The organism is Flavobacteriales bacterium (assembly GCA_016704485.1).
Taxonomy (GTDB): Bacteria; Bacteroidota; Bacteroidia; order Flavobacteriales_F; family PHOS-HE28; genus PHOS-HE28.
In genome coordinates, this window is sequence record JADJAA010000002.1 from 1,090,170 (window position 1) to 1,109,903 (window position 19,734).

General features: G+C 50.9%; 20 protein-coding genes. 15 read left to right on the plus strand and 5 right to left on the minus strand.

From position 1 onward, the window contains the following. Nucleotides 1–2 precede the first annotated feature (2 nt). Nucleotides 3–767: a hypothetical protein gene (locus IPF95_15830; protein MBK6476153.1), complete on the plus strand. Its 765-nt coding sequence runs from the start codon at nucleotides 3–5 to the stop codon at nucleotides 765–767. Here the strand turns inward: IPF95_15830 and IPF95_15835 are convergent. Further along, nucleotides 754–1,488: an RDD family protein gene (locus IPF95_15835; protein MBK6476154.1), complete on the minus strand. Its 735-nt coding sequence runs from the start codon at nucleotides 1,486–1,488 to the stop codon at nucleotides 754–756. The two genes, IPF95_15830 and IPF95_15835, sit on opposite strands and share 14 nt — an antisense overlap. A 61-nt stretch (nucleotides 1,489–1,549) precedes the next feature. On the opposite strand from IPF95_15835, the gene IPF95_15840 reads away from it, so the two are divergent. The 12 genes from IPF95_15840 (at nucleotide 1,550) to IPF95_15895 (ending at nucleotide 14,097) form a co-directional block, all read left to right on the plus strand. Next, on the plus strand, nucleotides 1,550–2,527 hold the full coding sequence (locus tag IPF95_15840) for a stage II sporulation protein M (protein MBK6476155.1): 978 nt from the start codon (nucleotides 1,550–1,552) through the stop codon (nucleotides 2,525–2,527). Continuing rightward, nucleotides 2,487–3,377: a hypothetical protein gene (locus tag IPF95_15845; GenBank protein MBK6476156.1), complete on the plus strand. Its 891-nt coding sequence runs from the start codon at nucleotides 2,487–2,489 to the stop codon at nucleotides 3,375–3,377. The genes IPF95_15840 and IPF95_15845 overlap by 41 nt, the downstream gene beginning before the upstream one ends. Before the next feature lie 4 nt (nucleotides 3,378–3,381). Continuing rightward, nucleotides 3,382–4,080, plus strand: a complete 699-nt coding sequence (locus tag IPF95_15850) for a hypothetical protein (protein ID MBK6476157.1) — start codon at nucleotides 3,382–3,384, stop codon at nucleotides 4,078–4,080. Continuing rightward, nucleotides 4,077–5,273 (plus strand): hypothetical protein, encoded by a 1,197-nt coding sequence (locus IPF95_15855; GenBank protein ID MBK6476158.1) that lies wholly within the window; start codon nucleotides 4,077–4,079, stop codon nucleotides 5,271–5,273. The genes IPF95_15850 and IPF95_15855 overlap by 4 nt, the downstream gene beginning before the upstream one ends. Beyond that, nucleotides 5,273–6,304 carry a MoxR family ATPase gene (locus IPF95_15860; protein MBK6476159.1) on the plus strand — a complete coding sequence of 344 codons (1,032 nt, stop codon included), beginning with the start codon at nucleotides 5,273–5,275 and terminating at the stop codon, nucleotides 6,302–6,304. Before IPF95_15855 ends, IPF95_15860 begins: the two co-directional genes overlap by 1 nt. A 7-nt stretch (nucleotides 6,305–6,311) precedes the next feature. Continuing rightward, nucleotides 6,312–7,643, plus strand: a complete 1,332-nt coding sequence (locus tag IPF95_15865; protein MBK6476160.1) for a DUF58 domain-containing protein — start codon at nucleotides 6,312–6,314, stop codon at nucleotides 7,641–7,643. Between the two features lie 117 nt (nucleotides 7,644–7,760). After that, nucleotides 7,761–9,206 carry a TonB-dependent receptor gene (locus tag IPF95_15870; protein ID MBK6476161.1) on the plus strand — a complete coding sequence of 482 codons (1,446 nt, stop codon included), beginning with the start codon at nucleotides 7,761–7,763 and terminating at the stop codon, nucleotides 9,204–9,206. A gap of 55 nt (nucleotides 9,207–9,261) precedes the next feature. Further along, the gene (locus IPF95_15875) at nucleotides 9,262–10,119 is read left to right on the plus strand and encodes a DUF4846 domain-containing protein (protein MBK6476162.1); all 858 of its coding nucleotides are present in this window, start codon (nucleotides 9,262–9,264) and stop codon (nucleotides 10,117–10,119) included. Nucleotides 10,120–10,969: 850 nt separating this feature from the next. Beyond that, the gene (locus IPF95_15880) at nucleotides 10,970–11,251 is read left to right on the plus strand and encodes a hypothetical protein (protein MBK6476163.1); all 282 of its coding nucleotides are present in this window, start codon (nucleotides 10,970–10,972) and stop codon (nucleotides 11,249–11,251) included. A gap of 86 nt (nucleotides 11,252–11,337) precedes the next feature. Then, complete coding sequence (locus IPF95_15885; protein ID MBK6476164.1) at nucleotides 11,338–11,895, plus strand: LemA family protein; 558 nt, start codon at nucleotides 11,338–11,340, stop codon at nucleotides 11,893–11,895. Next, complete coding sequence (locus IPF95_15890) at nucleotides 11,895–13,607, plus strand: DUF2207 domain-containing protein (GenBank protein ID MBK6476165.1); 1,713 nt, start codon at nucleotides 11,895–11,897, stop codon at nucleotides 13,605–13,607. Before IPF95_15885 ends, IPF95_15890 begins: the two co-directional genes overlap by 1 nt. Nucleotides 13,608–13,911: 304 nt before the next feature. Then, nucleotides 13,912–14,097, plus strand: coding sequence for a hypothetical protein (locus IPF95_15895; protein ID MBK6476166.1), 186 nt, complete (start codon nucleotides 13,912–13,914; stop codon nucleotides 14,095–14,097). Nucleotides 14,098–14,107: 10 nt separating this feature from the next. Here the strand turns inward: IPF95_15895 and IPF95_15900 are convergent, their stop codons facing one another. Continuing rightward, the gene (locus tag IPF95_15900) at nucleotides 14,108–14,401 is read right to left on the minus strand and encodes a type II toxin-antitoxin system RelE/ParE family toxin (GenBank protein ID MBK6476167.1); all 294 of its coding nucleotides are present in this window, start codon (nucleotides 14,399–14,401) and stop codon (nucleotides 14,108–14,110) included. Continuing rightward, nucleotides 14,398–14,628: a hypothetical protein gene (locus tag IPF95_15905; protein MBK6476168.1), complete on the minus strand. Its 231-nt coding sequence runs from the start codon at nucleotides 14,626–14,628 to the stop codon at nucleotides 14,398–14,400. Before IPF95_15905 ends, IPF95_15900 begins: the two co-directional genes overlap by 4 nt. 238 nt (nucleotides 14,629–14,866) lie before the next feature. Between IPF95_15905 and IPF95_15910 the strand changes: the two genes are divergently transcribed. Together IPF95_15910 and IPF95_15915 are read left to right on the plus strand one after the other, a co-directional pair. Continuing rightward, a complete protein-coding gene (locus tag IPF95_15910) occupies nucleotides 14,867–15,760 on the plus strand; it encodes a WD40 repeat domain-containing protein (protein MBK6476169.1) in 894 nt (297 codons plus the stop codon). Then, nucleotides 15,757–17,058, plus strand: coding sequence for a hypothetical protein (locus tag IPF95_15915; GenBank protein ID MBK6476170.1), 1,302 nt, complete (start codon nucleotides 15,757–15,759; stop codon nucleotides 17,056–17,058). Before IPF95_15910 ends, IPF95_15915 begins: the two co-directional genes overlap by 4 nt. 28 nt (nucleotides 17,059–17,086) lie before the next feature. On the opposite strand, the gene IPF95_15920 is transcribed toward IPF95_15915, so the two are convergent. Next, complete coding sequence (locus IPF95_15920) at nucleotides 17,087–18,073, minus strand: SDR family oxidoreductase (protein MBK6476171.1); 987 nt, start codon at nucleotides 18,071–18,073, stop codon at nucleotides 17,087–17,089. 51 nt (nucleotides 18,074–18,124) lie between these two features. Beyond that, nucleotides 18,125–19,666, minus strand: a complete 1,542-nt coding sequence (gene rny / locus IPF95_15925) for a ribonuclease Y (GenBank protein MBK6476172.1) — start codon at nucleotides 19,664–19,666, stop codon at nucleotides 18,125–18,127. Between the last annotated feature and the right edge of the window lie 68 nt (nucleotides 19,667–19,734).

Consider the following 19,734-nt stretch of genomic DNA (forward strand, 5'->3'; position numbering starts at 1 on the left):
CAATGATCCAGATCCGCATTTTACTTCTGCTCGTAGTCCTGTGTTCGTCCTCGAAGTTCCATGCCCAGCGCGTGATCCACATCGTGGTTGCCCTTTGCGATAACCAATACCAAGGGATCGTGAAAGTGCCCGCGGGCATTGGCAATGGTCAGGATGCTAGGACCAACCTTTATTGGGGTGCTGGCTATGGCGTAAAGACGCACTTCAACCGTTCAGCGGAGTGGACCGCACAACCATCCAGCCCGGCAACAAACTCACATATCCTGGAGCGAGCTGTCTGGAAGCATAGGGATAGTGCGGTGTACATCATCGCGGATGCCTATGACGGACGGTACATAAAGGAAGCCACTCAAGCACTATTCAGCTATGCAAGCGGTGCAGAAAAAAGTGAATTCGTTGTGAATGGCGTAAAGCTGAACATAGGCGGTGGCGCAGACCTGATCGCTTATGTAGGTCATGATGGGTTGATGGAATTCTCGTTGGACCGGACCTTCACAGCCAAGGATACCAAGCAGCGCGAGACGATCATACTGGCGTGCATCAGCAAGCGCTATTTCGCTCCGTACTTGGAACCGACCGGGGCAAAACCTTTGGTATGGACCACGGGATTGATGGCGCCCGAAGCATACACACTAAAGGCTGCATTGATTGGTTGGGTGGCACATGAGTCGGATGCGGACATCCGCGAACGTGCTGCAAAAGCCTACGACCAGTACCAGAAATGCGGGATCAACGGAGCGCGGCGTTTATTGGTCACGGGTTGGTAGTTTGCTGGCCTGTGAGAAATACATAATCCCGAAGAACCGTCTCCAAGAATACCTTAGAACCAATGCCAACACCTTCATTCCCGATGACCTTGCGGACCTTATCGGCCATTTCTTCAACAACGCGCACCTTTGAGTTCGCCATTTTTGCGTTAAGCACTTCACGGATCATACGTGCCTGAGCATCATTCAATCTCACCGCTTCCGGGATCCGAACCACGTGTCCCTCCTCTACTCTGGTGATCAACGTATCCTGAAGGCTCAATCGACGCTTCAGCGTTACCACTGTGGTTCCAGCTGCAATATCGCCCAATCGTTGGCCTTTACCATTGATAAGGATCACCACGAAGCCGATCCAATAAAAGCCATCTATAGCTCGCAGGATCCACCGGATCAAATATTGGCCTAGCGTCGGTTGTCCGCCATCCACTCGTGCTACACGGATCTTCCTTGCACGCTTACCAATACTTTGGCCATCCATGGTCAACTCGCAGACCAAATGGTAGAATAGAAAAGGTAGGAGCACAAAAACAATTGCCAGAATACCAGTTGCGGATCCTCCAACCTTCCATAGTTCGATAAAACTACCCACGAATAAGCACAACAAGACCCACGCTACGAGCACCAATGAATCCAACAAATATGCTACGGCCCGGTCTCCAACACTGGCAACTTCATGCTGCACAACAACGTTCTGCGCTGTTTCTATGTCAATGGTCTGCATTGGGGCGGCAAAATAAGGAGAGAACCACCGTTATGCTTTCCCTGCATTATGTTTGACATCCATGCGCGAAGCAGCCTTTATTCAACGGAACAAACCAAAGTGGGAACGCTTGGAGAAAGCTGTTAGTGGGCTGGATATGCTCAGTGGCGACGAAGCATCAGAGCTCTATATCGCGTTGAACGATGACCTGTCCTATGCGCGGACCTTCTACCCTTCGAGCAATATCGCAACGTATTTGAACGGGTTGGCATCGCGTTTACACCATCATATCTACAAGAACAAACGCACGAATAGAGGGCGGTTCAAGACCTTCTGGACAGAAGAAGTGCCACTCGCTTTGGCCGCCACACGACAACAACTCTTGTTGTCATTCACCGTCTTTATGCTCGCAATGGGCATCGGAGCACTATCAGCAAAATACGACGCTACGTTCGTGCGACTTATTCTTGGTGATGGTTATGTGGACATGACCTTGGAGAACATCCATAAGGGTGAACCCATGGCGGTGTATGGCGGATCAGAGGAAGGTGAAATGTTCTTGGGCATCACCATCAACAATGTGCGCGTTGCACTCTTGTGTTTTGCCGCCGGTATATTCGCGAGCTATGGGACAGGTCTGTTACTTCTGTACAACGGCATCATGGTAGGCGCGTTCCAATACTTCTTTCATGAACAAGGCGTGCTGCGTGAGAGTTTGCTCACCATCTGGGTACACGGCACATTAGAAATATCGGCCATCATCATCGCCGGAGCTGCTGGCTTTGCATTGGGCAACGGCATGTTGTTTCCGGGAACCTATAAGCGCATCGAGAGTTTCCGGCATGGTGCCCGACTTGGCATGAAGGTCGTGATCGGCTTGGTGCCAGTATTCATTGTAGCGGGTTTCCTGGAATCCTTTGTAACACGCCATGCATTGACATTGCCACCGATCATAACACTGAGCATCATTGGACTATCGCTCACCTTCGTCATCTTTTATTTCATCATCCAACCTTACCATGCAGAACATCGAGCCGGTGCAATTGCGCCAAGTACGTGACCTCGGTCAGATCGTAACATCCACATTCCAATTCCTGAAACAGAATTGGAAACCCCTGTTCCGTGCCATTGGCACCATTGTAATTCCGATCGCATTGATCGCGGGCTTTTTCATGGGCAAGACGGTCGGTGACCTACAAGGAATGATCTTCTCGGGTTCCCTGTCCGGAGAACCTTCCGCAATGCTCGGAGCACTTGCCGGGAATATGTTGCCGATGATCGGAGGCTACATACTCGTTTTCGCCGCGGTAATGCTATTGATCGCGATCGTTCATGAATACATCAGATTGTATGATATGGGACAACATCACGGCGTAACAACCGCTCAATTATGGAGTCTGTCAACAGGTCAGCTAGGATCGTATATAGGGATGAGCATTTTGTCCGGGCTCTTGGTCATGCTGGGTGCCTTGTTGTGCATCTTTCCACTTTTTTATCCACTTACGGTACTCTCACTCATACTGATCGTACACGCCATTGAGCGCAAAGGAGCAACCGGTTCCATGTCCCGTTCCAATGAACTTGTACAGGGTCGATTCTGGGATACCTTGGGCCTCGTGATCGTAATTGGTCTGGTGAATGCAGTGGTCAGTTATGCGATCATGCTACCCATTACCATTGTCGGGGCGGTGCTTGGGTTCAATGGCATCATGGCCATGGCCGAAGGAGAACCAGGAGCGATGGATGGCTATGGTATGTTCATGTCCATTCAAATGGCAATTCAAATGGCCGTCACTGTTCTCACCTACCCTATCGTCTACGTCGGTCTTAGCTTGAAATACTTCAGCCTTGTTGAGGAAAAAGAAGGATCCGGTCTTCGTCAAAAAGTAGAAGGCTTCGAGGACATTTGATCGCATGCGGGTGCTGTTGGTCTTCTTGTGTTTTTTGGCGTTCGCGCCATTCGGCCATGCCGTGCAGGACTCATTAGCACCGACCCAACCGATCGAATTGCGCGGTTTTGATACGGATCGGATAGCTGCGTATCAGGCTGATCCGGACTACTTCTACGAACGCGAGATCATGCGCGAGCCCACGCCATGGGAACGGATCAAGGAATGGATCTATGAATGGTTGAGGAAACTGTTCGGCAACGAAGCAGGTCGTTTCGTCACGGATAATATCTACTACTTGATCATCCTGCTCGGCATCGGAATCGCGATCTATTTCCTGAGCAAGGGCGGCTTACGCAAAGTGTTCTACGGTGAACCACGCTCACTAGCGGAAGTTGCAGTGGTTGATGAGGACATCCGTGGAATGGATCTACCGACCATGATAGCTGAGGCCGAACAACAAGGTGACCTGCGGCGCGCGATACGCCTGCATTACTTGCTCGTTCTGCGAAAATTAGTGGATAACGGCATTCTCCATTGGGGACCGGAATTCACCGATCGCAATTACATCGAACAGATCGAGAATAGCGGAATGCGCGAACGCTTTACCCATACGGCACGTGTGTTCCAGTGGGTGTGGTACGGCCATGCCGAAGTGGATCAAGTGCGTTATGATGAGCTGCGTAAATGGTTCGTTGAATTTGAATTGGCACCGGCAGCATGACACGGTTCGAGAAGCGCATAGTACTGGGATTGGCCCTGTTGATCATTGTGCTTTCCGTAATGGAAGCCATGGTCCCACAACCAACGGACTGGTCGCCCTCCTACTCGCGCCATCACAAGAAACCATTGGGAACTTCGCTTGTTTTTGAACGATTGATCGATCTCTTCCCTGAGATCAGCGAAGTACACCAGGCCGCGGAAAGCACACAACAAAGCAGCTACAACGAGGAGTACCAAGCCATGGAAATGCATACTCCGGTCAATCGGATCTTCATCAATAACTATATCCATTTCGACCCGATGATCGCGGAGGACCTCATGACCAACGCGTATATGGGTGATCATATTTTCATTGCTGCCGAGGACATCGGTGGTATTCTCGGTGATAGTTTGAATGTGCGGATCAACGGTGGTTACGGGGCATCCAGTGATACAGGAGATGTTCGCTGTGTTGGAGATCAGCGCATTGCAACGGGAACGTTCCATTACGTTCGTGGTACATCCGGAGGTCACTTCACCAGTTATGATACAACACATACACGTGTGCTGGCAGTGAATGGCCACGCGGATCCCGTGCTCGTGGAAACAGCCTTTGGTAGCGGCCGGTTCGTGTTGTGCAGCATGCCGGACGCGTTCACCAATTTCAATCTTCTGAAGAACGACAACGCCGAATTCATCTCCGGTGCATTCAGTATTCTACCGCAGTGGCCTGTGATCTGGGACGAATTCTACAAAGCTGGCCGTGGAGAATCTCAAACTCCGCTGCGCTATCTGCTTTCACAAGAGGCTTTGCGCTGGGCTTGGTACATCGCATTGGGATTGATCATGCTCTATATCGCTGTTTATGCAAGACGCCAACAACGCGCTATTCCCATCGTGGCAGCTCCGCGTAACGCAACGCGGGAGTTGGTCCACACCATTGGTAGGTTGTATTGGCAAAAAGGTGATCACGGCGATCTAGCGCACAAAATGATCGCGCACTTCAAGGACGATATCCGCCAACGGACCTACCTGCGCACGTTCGCATACGATGACGCTACAACACAGCACCTAAGTGCAAAGACCGGCAAGACCTCGGAGGAGATCGCTGAACTATTGCGTTCCATCGAACGTTATGAAAAAGCCACGCACCTTAGTGAAACCGAACTACAGCAATTGAATAACGAACTCTACGAATTCCGTCAACTGATATGATGACCATGGAACCGAACGACAACAACCCGGAACAACTACAAGACTCCAATGCTGCTGACCAGGACGGCTTTAGACCAACCGTACCACTTACGGAACTGCAACAGGCCGTTGCCAAACTGCGTGGCGAAGTACAGAAGGTGATCGTAGGCCAGGACCAAGTTGTGGATCTGCTCTTGATCGCGTTGCTCTGCGATGGCCACGTATTGATAGAGGGCGCACCGGGATTGGCCAAAACGCTAACGGCCAAGTTGCTGGCACGGTGCATAAAGACCAATTTTTCAAGGATCCAGTTCACACCGGACCTAATGCCGAGTGATGTGATCGGCACAAGCGTTTTCGACCCACGCACCACTGCATTCGAGTTCCGTCCCGGGCCGATATTCAGCAATATCATTCTGGTCGATGAGATCAACCGTGCCCCTGCCAAAACACAGAGTGCGCTCTTCGAGGCCATGGAAGAACGCCAAGTGACATCCGATGGTAAGACGCATCTCCTGGGCAAACCGTTCATGATCGTTGCAACGCAGAACCCCATTGAGCAGGAAGGCACCTATCGGTTGCCCGAAGCACAATTGGATCGCTTCTTCTTCAAAGTGAACGTGGATTATCCTACGGTCGAAGAGGAATTCCAGATCATGATCCGTGCTGGGCAAGGCCGCAAAATGTTAAGCGTTGATGCCGTTCAACCGGTGATAGGACCAGAAGAACTGGAGCGTGCGCGCTCGTTGGTCCAACAGATCAGGTGCGATGAAAAACTGATGCGGTACATCGCATCCATCGTGGATCGCACGCGCCATGATGGTTCACTTATGTTGGGCGCATCACCGCGCGCATCGCTGGCCATACTTGAGGGGTCACGCGCACAAGCAGCAATGGATGGTCGCGATTTCGTGACACCGGAAGACATACAGCGTGTAACGCCACATGTTCTGCGCCACCGGATCCAGTTGACACCGGAGCGGGAAATGGAGGGATTGACACCCGATCAGGTCATTACGCTACTTGTGAAACAGATCGAAGTACCGCGGTAGTCGAAGTATGAAGTCGATCAGGTCCATATTTCTTACTCGCCGTGCATTCATTGCAGGATGGGTCATTGTTGGCCTGTTCCTGTTCGGTTGGATCTGGTCCCCGTTGCTCGTATTCGCTAAGCTATCCTTCGTGATCATCCTGATCTCATTATTCGCTGAGCTGTTCATTCTTTTCGGAAAGCGATCCGGAATGGAAGCACAACGGCACACCTATGAGCGGTGGAGCAATGGTGATCAGAATCCGGTTTCGATCGCATTGAAAAGCGGATATGGAATGGCCATGCACGTTCGGATACTCGATGAACTACCCGTGCAATTCCAGAAACGCGACCTTGTATTCAACGGCGCGATCGCAGCTTGGGGTTCACGTACGTTCGAGTACACCGTGCGCCCCGTGCAACGTGGCATTTACCACTATGGGGCCGTGCAAGCTTACGTCTCAGGACCATTGCGGTTAGCGGAACGGCGCTTCAGTTTGGACAATGCCAAGGAAGTAGCGGTGTACCCCAGCTATTTACAGCTACGGAAATATGAATTGTTGGCCATCAGTGACAAGCTCACGCTTGCTGGTATAAAACGCTTGCGAAGAGTTGCCAACCAAGCGGAATTCGAACGGATCAAGGAATACGTTACGGGCGATGATCGTCGCACAGTGAATTGGAAGGCCACCGCACGCCGAGGCAGATTAATGGTGAACCAATACCAGGATGAAAAAGCCCAACAGGTCTTCTCATTGATCGATACAGGTCGCGTAATGAAAATGCCGTTCGAAGGGTTGAGCTTATTGGACTATGCGATAAACGCCGCGCTGGTGATAAGCAGCATCGCCATGCATAAAGAAGACAAGGCAGGCCTTATCACGTTCAGCAATAAAGTACGTGATACGGTACCCGCCAGCCGCCAACGCGGACACATGCAGACCATCTTGCAAACACTTTATGGGCAAGCCACCGACTACAAAGAGACGGATATGGAAAGCCTTTACGCAGCGGTAAAACGAAAGGTGCACCAGCGTAGTCTACTTCTGCTTTTCACCAATTATGAGAGCATGCACGCCTTGGAACGCCAACTCCCCTATTTGCGCCGCTTGGCCAAGCAACACATGGTGGTCCCGATCTTTTTTCTCAACACGGAACTGGAAAAGGATATCCTGGATCGCCCGCTCGATACCGAAGCCATCTATATCCGGACCATTGCTGAACGCACCATGCACGAAAAACGCCTTATCTCAAAAGAGCTGGAGAGGCACGGCATGCCCGCGATCCTCTGCCGTCCACAGGACCTTACCGTGAGTGTGATCAACAGGTACCTGGAGATGAAGGCGCGTGGCACTTGGTAACTGGAACTACGATTGAAGTTTCTTTGGTTCAAATGGAACAATAGCGTGCAAGATCAAGCTTCCAACTAACCCATAAACCGTACCTTTGCGACCCAACAAAATGTCCTTGCTTCGCAAATGATCCAACAGGACCCCACACGCGCCGTTCTAAGTCCGGCCCAGAAAGCGCGTAGGATCAACTATGACCCCGATCTGTATGGCACGTTCGCAGAGATCGGTGTTGGTCAGGAAACGGTTCGCCATTTCTTCAGAGCTGGCGGGGCTTCGCAGACCATCGCGAAGGCCATGTCCGCTTATGACAAGGACTTCAGTAACGCTATTTACGGGCCGGAACCGGGTAACCGTTTCGTGTGTGAAAGCAGATTGAAGAACATGATCCGCCATGAATATGGCTTGATCGTTGATCGTCTTTCGCGCAAGGACCATCCAACGAAGACCTTTTTCAGTTTTGCGAACACCATTGCCGGTTCAACTTTTGAGCGACCTCACAGTGGACATGGCTGGATCGGTGTACGATTCCAGACAGGACCGGAAGATCCAACAAGTGATATCATCCTCCACATCCGACTGCATGATCCGGATATCACCTTGCAACAAGAAAGCATTGGTGCATTGGGAGTGAATTTATTATATGGCGCATTGTTCAATCACAATGACACGAACGAGCTGATGCACAGCTTGTATGACAACGTAAGCAGACATGTGATAGAGATCGACATGATCCAGATGAACGGCCCTGCCTTTGCACAGGTGGACAATCGTTTGTTGAGCTTGCAGTTGGTAAAGCGCGGGTACACGGATGCCGTACTCTTCGGTCCCGATGGACAGAACCTACAGGCAAGCGAAGCATTGTACAAGAAGAACATCCTTGCGATCCGTGGAAGTTTCCGTCCTGTCACGAAAGTGAACATCGACATGATCATGAACGGCTACAACATGTACATCAAGGAACAGCGTGTAGACCGTCAGAATCTGCAGGTATTGTTCGAGATCACGTTGAGCAACTTGCGCGAGGATACCGGTGATGTGGACGAAAAGGACTTCATTGATCGTGCTGATATCCTCTGTTCATTAGGACAGACCGTGATGATCAGCAACTACCAGGAATACTACAAACTGGTGGATTACTTCAGCCGCTATACCAAGGCACGCATGGGCTTGATCATGGGCGTGAACAACCTCATTGACGTATTCGACGAGAAATACTACCGGAACTTGAACGGCGGTATGTTGGAGGCTTTCGGAATCCTCTTCACACGAGATCTGAAGATCTATGTCTATCCGAGCCGTCAGTCTGAACAAGATGATATTATGCGATTGGAGAGCATGCCTGTCCATCCACGCTTACAGCCGCTGTACGACTACTTGCTGTTCAACAAACGCTTGGTGAACATCGAGAGCTTCGACCCCAAGGTCCTACACATCTTCAGCAAACAAGTGCTGGAAATGATCCGCACCAATGCGAGTGGTTGGGAAGATATGGTCCCACCCTACGTGGATAACATGATCAAGGACAATAAGTTGTTCGGTTATGTTCCCAAGAAGGACGGTGTTGACGCGTAGATCAAGAGCTTTTCGCATACCCGTTACATTCAGTCGATCCTAGCATTACAGGGTTATGCCGATCACTTCTTTCTTGCCCTTGGTCCTTGCCTTTTTCTGTGCTTGCGGAACCAGCGCTAAGCCCAGTGTTCTTGATGAACACCCTTCAGCGACGCTCACGCCAGCAATTGGCGAAAGCTCCGGAACAACAGTAGCAACGCGGTTTTCTCCACCAGAGAACTGTAATCGGATCGAAGTAGCACCCAATTCATTTGGAGCTTACCTCCGAGCAATTCCACTAAAACCCGCTGGCACCAACGTCATTCTTTACAATGGAACGCAGAAATCAAGGCAAGATGTTCATGCTGCCGTGATCGACATTTCCGTAGGTGAAAAGGACCTGCAACAATGCGCGGATGCCATCATCCGACTTCGTGCGGAATACCTGTATTCAAGCGGGAAACAGGGGGAGATCACCTTCAACTTCACCAATGGTTTTGCAGCGAGTTGGAAGCGATGGTCTCAAGGTGAACGCATCAATGTAACTGGCAATAGATGCGCATGGATGAACACGGCAAAACCTGATGACTCGCACGAACAACTCCTGAATTATTTGGAACGCGTTTTCACTTACGCAGGCACCTTATCATTGAGCAAAGAGCTAAAGCCGTGTTCTGATAAGCCAATGCAGATCGGTGATGTGTTCATACACGGCGGTTCGCCAGGACATGCAGTTGTTGTGTTTGACATTGCAAAAGACGAGAAAGGCAGGACCTACTTCATGCTGGCCCAGAGTTACATGCCTGCACAGAATATTCATGTGTTGCAGAACCTTGGAAGCCCAGAATTGGGAGCTTGGTTCTTGGTAGGTGAAGGTGACCAATTACGGACACCTGAATGGACGTTTGATTGGAGTGATCGGAAGTGTTGGTGAAGAAACTCTTCGCGGGGCGAAGTGTCATACGCCAGAACCTATACAGATCTGGCACCGGTTCATGTTCGTGAGATGCGGCTATGGTTCACACTACGATAGTGTATAGTAACTATCTGAAGATATTCAATGATCTGAATTTCATAACTCGTTGTATGTACCTAAACCAGCCATACAATACCGCAATCAGGATTAACGGGGTAATAAATGCGTCAATACCTCTGCGATGTCCAGCAGGAAAGGCATATGTGACACCGGGCTTATACAGGATCTGAAGGTTTTCGTTTAACTTAAGTTCGGGGCAGTTGCTGTATGAATCCTTGATCCGATAACTCAACCCTTTAACCGCAACTCCCAATTCGATCATTTTATTTCTTGTTCGTACGTGTCTTCTTTCACAATCGCTCCGATCAACAATAGTTCCATTACCGAGCCGACCGTTCTCCAACACATCATTCTCTTGATAATGATAGTTCCATTTCAATACTAATGAATAAGACAGCATAGCAAGAACCAGCGGTATGAGAATACTATAGATCCATCTCATGCTATTTACATTTCAACATAAGTTTAGGCCCACGATTGGTGAAAACCAGCTGCTCTCGAAAACAAATATGAGCAGGTAAAACTCGCAGAACAGAACAGACCAAACCGACCTTGTTCATTAGCTTACGTAAAGCCATACGCCGAATATATCTCTAATTCCGGCCCTGCTTGCCGCAGGCAGGTTCCAGGACGTAGGTTCGTCTTCATGGGCTGCGCCTATGATTCATCCTGAGATGGTTCAAGCCGACCTTACACAATTCAGAAAGGATCACGGATCAGCACCAGCGCGTATATAACTTCACCGGCCATGGAAACATTCATCGCCACACGACTTACGGAAGGGAACCGGGTCTTCCCTTCACAGATCATCATTGACCAACAAGGGGTCACCCTGAAAGTGCCCAGTCTCTTCAGCGGTAATGAGAAGACCATACCCTTCAGCCGGATCTCATCCGTTGACATTGACTGTCCGTTCGTTGGCTATTCCACCATTATCATCAATACCACCGGTGAAGGGAACATCCGCGCGCACGGTTTCACGAAAGCAGAAGTGATGCGGATGAAGACCATGATCCTGGAGAAGATCTGAGCCGGACCGGGATCGAAGATGTGTTTCGTCAACCTGAATGCGTCCATTGCTATATTCGACCTCCCTTCCTCCCAAAACCCCACCACATGATCATATTACTTGTTATCCTCGGACTCATCGTGCTCGTGGCCTTCTACGCCATTGGGATCTACAACCAGCTGGTAAAGTTGAAGAACTTGGTGGCTGAGGCATGGAGCGGCATCGATGTGCAGTTGAAGAAACGCTACGACCTGATCCCCAACTTGGTAGAAACGGTGAAAGGCTATGCCACCCATGAGAAGGAAACGTTCGAGAACGTGACCCGCGCCCGCGCAGCAGCACAGCAAGCCACCACGGTGGAAGGCCAGCAAGCGGCGGAGAACGCATTGAAAGGCTCGCTCGTGAACCTGATGGCCGTGGCCGAACGCTATCCCGAACTGAAGGCGAACACGAACTTCTTGGACCTGCAGAACAAATTGTCCGAAGTGGAAGGCGACATCGAAAAAGCGCGGCGCTACTACAACGGCAATGTGCGCGAGCAGAATACATTGATCGAATCCTTCCCGAGCAACGTGGTCGCCAATTCGTTCGGCTTTGCGAAGTCCGTGTTCTTCGAGTTGGAGAACCAAGCGGAGAAGCAGGCACCTTCCGTAAAGTTCTCGTGATGCGGCGCTGGCTGCTGCTGGCTTCGGTGATCGGTGTGCTTTCAGCGCATGGCCAATCCGAACGGATCAATTCCTTTCACACAGACCTCACCGTTGCACCCGATGGGCAGTTGACGGTGACCGAGGAGATCACCATCCATGCGGAAGGCGACCAGTTCAAGCGTGGCATCGTGCGGAAGCTTCCACTTCGCTTTCAGGACCACAACGGTCGGCAACATCGGGTGACGTACGAACTCAGCGCGGTGGAAATTTTCGGTGCAACATCGCCGTACCACACCGCTACCGAGGGCGACGATTTCTTGCTCTACGTAGGGTCGGAGGGCAACTTCTTGGAACCCGGCGATTACCCTTACCGCATCACTTACACCACCAAAGGTCAGGTCGGTTTCTTTACCGAGTACGACGAGATCTATTGGAACGTGAGCGGCAATGGTTGGGACTTCCCGATCGACAGCATTTCGGCGACCATTCATTTACCCGCTTCGGCCCAAGTGAAGCAGACAGCATGTTACACGGGTTCTTTCGGCTCCACGGAAAGGAACTGCACCGATTCGATCAACGATGCACATACAGTCACTTTCCAAGGTCGCGCCCTGCAGAACTACGAAGGCCTGACGGTGGCCGTGGGTTTCCAGAAAGGCGTAGTGGCCGAACCGCCGCCACCGACCTTCTTCGAGCTGCATGCTGTGGCGCTGGTGGGCGGTGGCATCACGTTGCTGCTCTTGCTCTACTACTTTGTCACGTGGAAGCGCTTCGGTCGTGATCCGGACATTCCCACCGTGATCCCGTTGTTCGAGCCGCCGGATGGACTATCACCGGCATCGGTCGGTATGGTGATGGAAGGTGGTTTTGAGAACAGACTGATCACACCTGCCATGATCGATCTGGCCGTGAAGGGACTGATCCGCATCGACGAGAAAAAGGAGGATCATTTGCTCGGTCTCATAACGAAGGAGACGTATACCATCGTGCGGCTGAAGGGAGCCACGGGCCTGCCCAAGGAGGAGGACGAACTCTATACGCGGTTGTTCAACTCAGTGCCGGAAGGCTTTGTTTTCGACGGCACCTATGACCCGCGCGTTCAAAGCATGGCTGCCGCGTTCAAGAGCACATTGACCACCCAGTGGAACACCTTCCTCAACAAAGGCAACAACGTGAAGTTCTGGCTGATCCCGATCCTCTTGGTTGTCGTTTGTGTCATCGCTCTTGTGGTACTGGCCAACATGTTCTGGGGCGATCGTGATGCCGTGTACATCGTAGTCTTCGTGGTGGCGAACCTCATCCTTCTCATTTTTTACATCTACCTCATCAAAAAGCCCAGCCTTGAAAAGCAGGCGCTGCGTTCGCGGCTATTGGGTTTCAAAATGTACCTGAGCGCGGCGGAAGAAAAACAGCTCCAGCATTTCAATCCGCCTACGATGACGCCCGAGATCTTTGAGAAGTATTTGCCCTACGCCATCGCGTTCAAAGTGGAGAAGATCTGGGGCGATCGCTTTCAGGACCTGATCGCCAACGCCCTCATCGACAAGAGCTACCACCCTGGCTGGTACAGCGGTTCCATCATGAACTACGGCGCGTTCTCCCAGCACATGAACTCCTCGCTTAGCAGCAGTGTCAGCTCTTCGAGCACGCCGCCTTCCAGCAGTGGTGGGTCTGGTGGTGGTGGATCTAGCGGCGGCGGAGGCGGTGGCGGTGGCGGTGGTGGGTGGTAGTGGGCAACTACGTACCGTTTAGGCCGACGTAAGGTGAACTACGGCTGCTCCACGAAGACACACTTACGCCCGTTGTATCTGGTCGAGGTCTTGAGCTAGGGTAATGGAAGACCCTTCGGACTCGATGCGGAGTTTTCCAATACTCAAGTGTCTAGGAACTATGTCCCGAAGGAGGTTCTATCAAGCTTGGCAAGGAAATCCGACCTGACTCTCATATCTTTACACAACGGTTCTAAGAACCACGGATAACGCAGCGATCAAATTAGAATTATTGGAAAGACTGGCCGACATTCGGGATGAGAACATGATCAAGCAGATCGTGGACTTATTGAAAAAGACGTTCCCGCAAGCCATGGAGCAAGATGAGGACTTCACTGATAAGGAGATCGCTGAGCTAGAGGCGCAGCGCACAGACCACTTGAGCGGAAAGACCAAGTCCTACACCGCTGAAGAATCCATCCGTATGATACGAGAAGGGTTCAAGGGATGATCGGTGTAACTCAAATTCTAAATTTCTTGTGCGGATGCTGCCCCGTGTGAAAAACGCGCATAACGACAACCGTTTCGTTCACAACGCGAAATATGACGACATAAGGAAATACATTCACTTGGGCCTGTCTGAATTCCCCATGGATATTTCGGAATCCGCTGGGGTTCGAGCCTATCTGTTCAAAACAGCGCTGTAATTCTAATAGGAAACGATCACCGAGTCCGATACTTTTCCGCTGATACCACGTATCCCCATGGACAATATCGAGTCTGGCCTTCGACCGAAGGACGAGCTCATAATTCATTTGGCCCGGTGACTTCGAACATGCGCCTTTACTTCATTCCAAGTGTGGTTCTTTCCCTTGGCCGCTTTGTAGTCTGCAAAATCACTGTCCAGTTCTGCTTTCTGTGCTGCGGTCAACTTGAATTTCGCAGGTGGATTCAATACCTGATCAACAGAGCGTAATTGCTCTTCGTTGTCAGATTCCAGTATTTGCTTTGCAAGCGTGACTTTCAATTCGTTGAGTTTCATTTACAAAATACTTTACCCAAAGATACTTACTGCTTAGGTCTAACTTAGGTCCTACGATCCCAGAACAAGAACTTACTGTGGTTTACAACCTGACTGCCGACTTGGCTCAGTGATACTTAGAAAGAGAGAGCAATCACTAGCGCACACTTGACCGCTCAGTTAACAGCAGGCTCCCAAACCCCTGCTCTGGTCATGTTCCACTCCGCCAGAAGTTCGCACCTTCGCAACAACGGAACTCATGGAATTAACGAACACCTATACCGGTCATAAAGGCCCGATCTATTCGCTAACACCCGGTCGAGATGGCAAATTCCTCAGTGGTAGCGGGGATGGCAGCGTGGTGGAATGGAACAGTTCCGGTCCAGATGAAGGCGAATTGATCGTAACGGTGAGTAAAGCGGTTTTCAGTCTGCGCTTATTGGCGGACAAAAGGACGTTGTTGATCGGCAACGAGATCGGTGGTCTGCATGTGATCGATCTGGAGAGGAAGCAGGAAGTACAGTTGTTCGAGGTCCATCAGAAAGGCATCTTCGACATTGCTGAGTTAGGAGATGGAAAAATTGCATGCACCGGTGGCGATGGCTCGTTAAGCATATGGAACCTCACGGCCGATCGTGAAGCACCGTTGACCTTATACCGACAGATCCCGATAGCGGATGAAAAGCTGCGTCAAATGGCGGTAAGCCCCGACTTTAAGTTGCTGGCGATAACCTGCGGGGATGGGACGGTACGCATTGTGGATACGGAGATATACAACGAACTGTATACGCTGGAGATCCATCCGAAGGGTGCTACCTGTGTGGCGTACCACCCTACCAAACCTGTGTTGATCAGCGGTGGAAAAGATGGTCATTTACGTTTCTGGCATTGTGGTGAGAACTACCGTGCACTTTATGTGGTACCAGCACATGGCGGCACGATCTACTCCATCGCATTCAATGCCAAAGGGAACCAATGTGCCACAGCAAGTCGGGACAAGACCATTAAGCTTTGGGAACCAAATTCATTCGATCCAATTGGACGATTGGAAAGATCTAACCATGGTCATACCCATTCGGTGAACGCGTTGCTATGGCTTGGCGATCGGTTGATCACCGGTAGCGATGACAGGTCCATTCGGGTGTGGGCATGAAGTCCCGCCTCCATCAGTTCGTCATACTGGGCGTTGGCGCATTGCTGATCATAAGTAGTTCGAACATCAATTGGGGAAAAGAGCACTGGCGCAATGTGCTTCAAGCAGACGCCAAAGGGTACTATGCGTATTTACCTTCACTGGTCATTGATCACGACCCGAATTTCGGATCCTTTGATCGCGTGGAAAATGGAGAACATTACGATCCAGATCTCTTCTACGACTATCGCACAACATTTAACGCGCATAGGATCAACAAGTATTTCTGCGGTACGGCACTCTTACAACTCCCATTCTTCCTCGGCGCACATGCTTATTGCGGCATCACGGATAACGTTGACGATGGGTACACGAAGCCCTATGTGATCGCCATCAACCTCGCAGCCATCTTTTGGGTGCTTGTCGGGCTGTGGGCGACGGGTGCATTGCTTCGGACCTATTCCATCTCGGAGAACCTGATCGCGTTCACGTTGGTCGCATTCGCGTTCGGAACCAATCTCTTCTACTACGCTGTAGTGGCGCCGGGAATGTCACACGCTTATAGCTTCGGGCTCTGTAGTTTGTTCTTGCTTGTCGCACGACACATGGCATTGAATTTCCGGCCCGTTCATCTGATACAGGCCGGTGCGTTGCTTGGGACGATCATTCTTGTTCGTCCGGTGAATGGCATGATCCTGTTGGCGATCCCGATCGTTTTCAACACTGGAATTGAATTCAAGGAATGGATACGGAACGTGCTTCGTACACCTAGGCAATTGCTACTATCCATTGCGATCGGCCTATCCATCATGTCACTGCAATTCATCTATTACCGCATTGCAACGGGTTCATGGTTGGTCTACAGTTACGGTGAAGAAGGATTCAACTGGATGGATCCACACATGATCGACATCCTATTCAGCTACAAAAAAGGACTCTTCGTTTACCTACCTCTGCTTGGCTTGTCCTTGGTCGGGCTGAAGTTCTTGTGGGACCGATCGAAATGGTCCGCACTTGCATGGCTCGCATTCTTCGTAGTACTCACCTACGTGCTTTCTGCGTGGTGGAACTGGTGGTACGGCGGTAGTTTCGGCGCAAGGCCCTATGTGGAATACTTCGGGTTATTCGCGCTATTATTTGGTTTCGCCGTGCAAAACCTCAATGGCAAGATCCGTGTGATCTTCATTACCACCACCGTTGCATTGATCGTCCTCTGCCAAGTGCAGACCTACCAAGCGCGTTACTTCCAGATCCACTGGGAGGATATGACGAAGGATAAGTACTGGGATGTATTCCTGCGCGTCGATAAGATCACCTGAAGAAAAAGGACGTTCGGAACAGGGAATTCTAGCCTCCCCAATTCTTCACATACCACGGCACCGCCCGTTCCAATCCTTTTTGAAGATCGAATTCAGGGGCGAACCCAAGGATATCACGGGCCTTTGAAATATCGGCCAACGAATCGCGGATATCACCGGGACGTTCTTCGATGTGCTTAATACCCACCTTGGAAATTGCAGGGTCGATCTTGGCAAGTTCATTCCGCAGTGATCCAATCAACTCCAATAGATCAACGCGCGAGCCATAGGCCACATTGAATACTTCGCCTTCGCAACGCTTATCCGTTGACTCCATTGCTCTTAAAACGGCTTGCACCGCATTGCCAACGTAGGTGAAGTCGCGTGATTGATGCCCATCGCCGTGCACTGTCGGTTCCTGATGGCGCAAGAAGCTGCTGATGAATTTCGGAATGGCTGCCGCATAGGGGCCTTCCGGATCTTGACGCTCGCCGAAGACATTGAAGAACCGCAGTCCTACGGTCGGGAAGCCATAGAGTTGGTAGTAGAGGTCAGCGTAATGCTCGTTGCCTGCTTTGGTTACGGCATACGGCGAAAGCGGCTTACCGATGTTCGGTTCTTTCTTCGGCAACTCTTTCGAATCACCATAGACACTGGAGCTACTCGCATACACGAACCGTTTGACCGACTTTGCGGTACGCGCACTTTCCAACACGTTCAGGAAACCAGTGAGGTTGGTATCATGGCTTGGGATCGGTGCAGCAATGGACCGTGGTACGGATCCCAATGCCGCCAAATGGATCACACGGTCAATGCCACTCACGCCCTTCTCGCAATCGGCCAAGGAGCGAATATCGCCCTCGAACAATTCGAATCGATCATGAGAAAAAAGGTGTTCGACATTCTCAGGATCGCTGGTGGCGAAATTGTCCATGCAGCGCACCGTATAGCCTACTGCGATCAAGGCATCGCACACATGACTCCCGATGAATCCAGAGCCGCCGGTCACAAGAATATGTTCGGACCTCTCAGCCATTCACCTATTCAGCTTGTAAACTTACTAAGGTCATAGGATAACCGAGCTGCATCACTTCGCCACGGAAACAGATCGGCGTTCGCGGATCACGGTGATCTTCACTTGTCCGGGATAGGTCATCTCGTTCATGATCCGATCAGCGATCTGCATGCTTAGTTCATCCGTTTGTGCATCGTTCATACGCTCGCTTTCCACCATTACGCGTAACTCACGTCCAGCTTGGATAGCGAATGCTTTCGTAACGCCGTTATAGCTCAACGCAATGCTCTCCAGATCTTTCAGACGCTGGATATACGCTTCGGTTGCCTCACGTCGCGCTCCAGGCCGTGCTCCGCTGATCGCATCACACGCTTGTACTATGGGTGACAACAATGTGGTCATCTCGATCTCATCATGGTGCGCACCAATGGCATTGCACACATCGGGTTTCTCACCATACTTCTCGGCAAGCTTCATACCCAGGATAGCATGCGGTAATTCTGGATCCTCGTCGGGTACTTTTCCAATATCATGGAGCAAACCTGCGCGTTTTGCGGCTTTAGGATTCAGTCCCAATTCACTCGCCATGATAGCGCTCAAATTGGCAACTTCACGGCTGTGCTGCAAGAGATTCTGTCCGTAGGAGCTGCGGTACTTCATGCGGCCGACCATGCGGATCAGTTCGTTGTGGAGTCCGTGAATGCCTAAGTCGATACACGTGCGTTTGCCAACCTCCATGATCTCTTCCTCCAAATGCTTTTTGGTCTTGGAAACGATCTCTTCGATACGCGCCGGATGGATACGCCCATCCTTCACCAACTGATGCAAGGACAAACGTGCGATCTCACGACGTACGGAATCGAAACAGCTTAAGATGATCGCGCCGGGCGTATCATCCACAATGATCTCCACGCCTGTTGCTTCCTCCAACGCTCTGATATTCCGTCCCTCTCGCCCAATGATCCGGCCTTTGTGCTCGTCATTCTCAATGTGGAAGACACTCACTGAATTCTCAACAGCATGCTCAGTCGCAACGCGCTGTATCGTTTGGATCACGATCTTCTTCGCCTCCTTATTGGCGGTCAATTTGGCTTCTTCGGTAATGTCCTTGATGGTTGACATAGCGGCTGTTCGCGCTTCATCACGCAAGCTTTCAACCAGTTGTTTCTTGGCATCATCTGCATTCAATCCGCTGATATTCTCCAGCTGATCCACCTGTTTCTGGTGCATTTTATCCATCTCCTCTCGGCGCTTGTCCAGACCGATCACCTTCTGCTCCAACTCTTCTTTCAAGCGCTCCAGCTGCTTGTCCTTATTCACCACTTCCTGGTGTTGGCGGCTTAGTTGTTGCTCACGCTGCTTGGCCTTGTCCTGACTTTGGATCAACTGCCGCTCACGCTCGCGAACTTCTTTCTCGTGCTCTTCCTTCAGTTCCAGGAACTTCTCCTTGGCCTGTACGATCTTTTCTTTCTTGAGCGCTTCACCTTCAGCCTCGGCTTCCTTCAGAATGCCGGTAGCTTGCTTTTTGTTCGCGTTGTTCAGGGCTACGAATGCTATGCCTCCGCCAGCCAATATGCCTCCCAAGAGACCTACTAAAATGCTTATGATGTCCATTTGTCCACGTTGTTTTTAAGTGGACCAAACGCCTTTTACAAAGCACACAGAAAGGGAACCAGAACAGG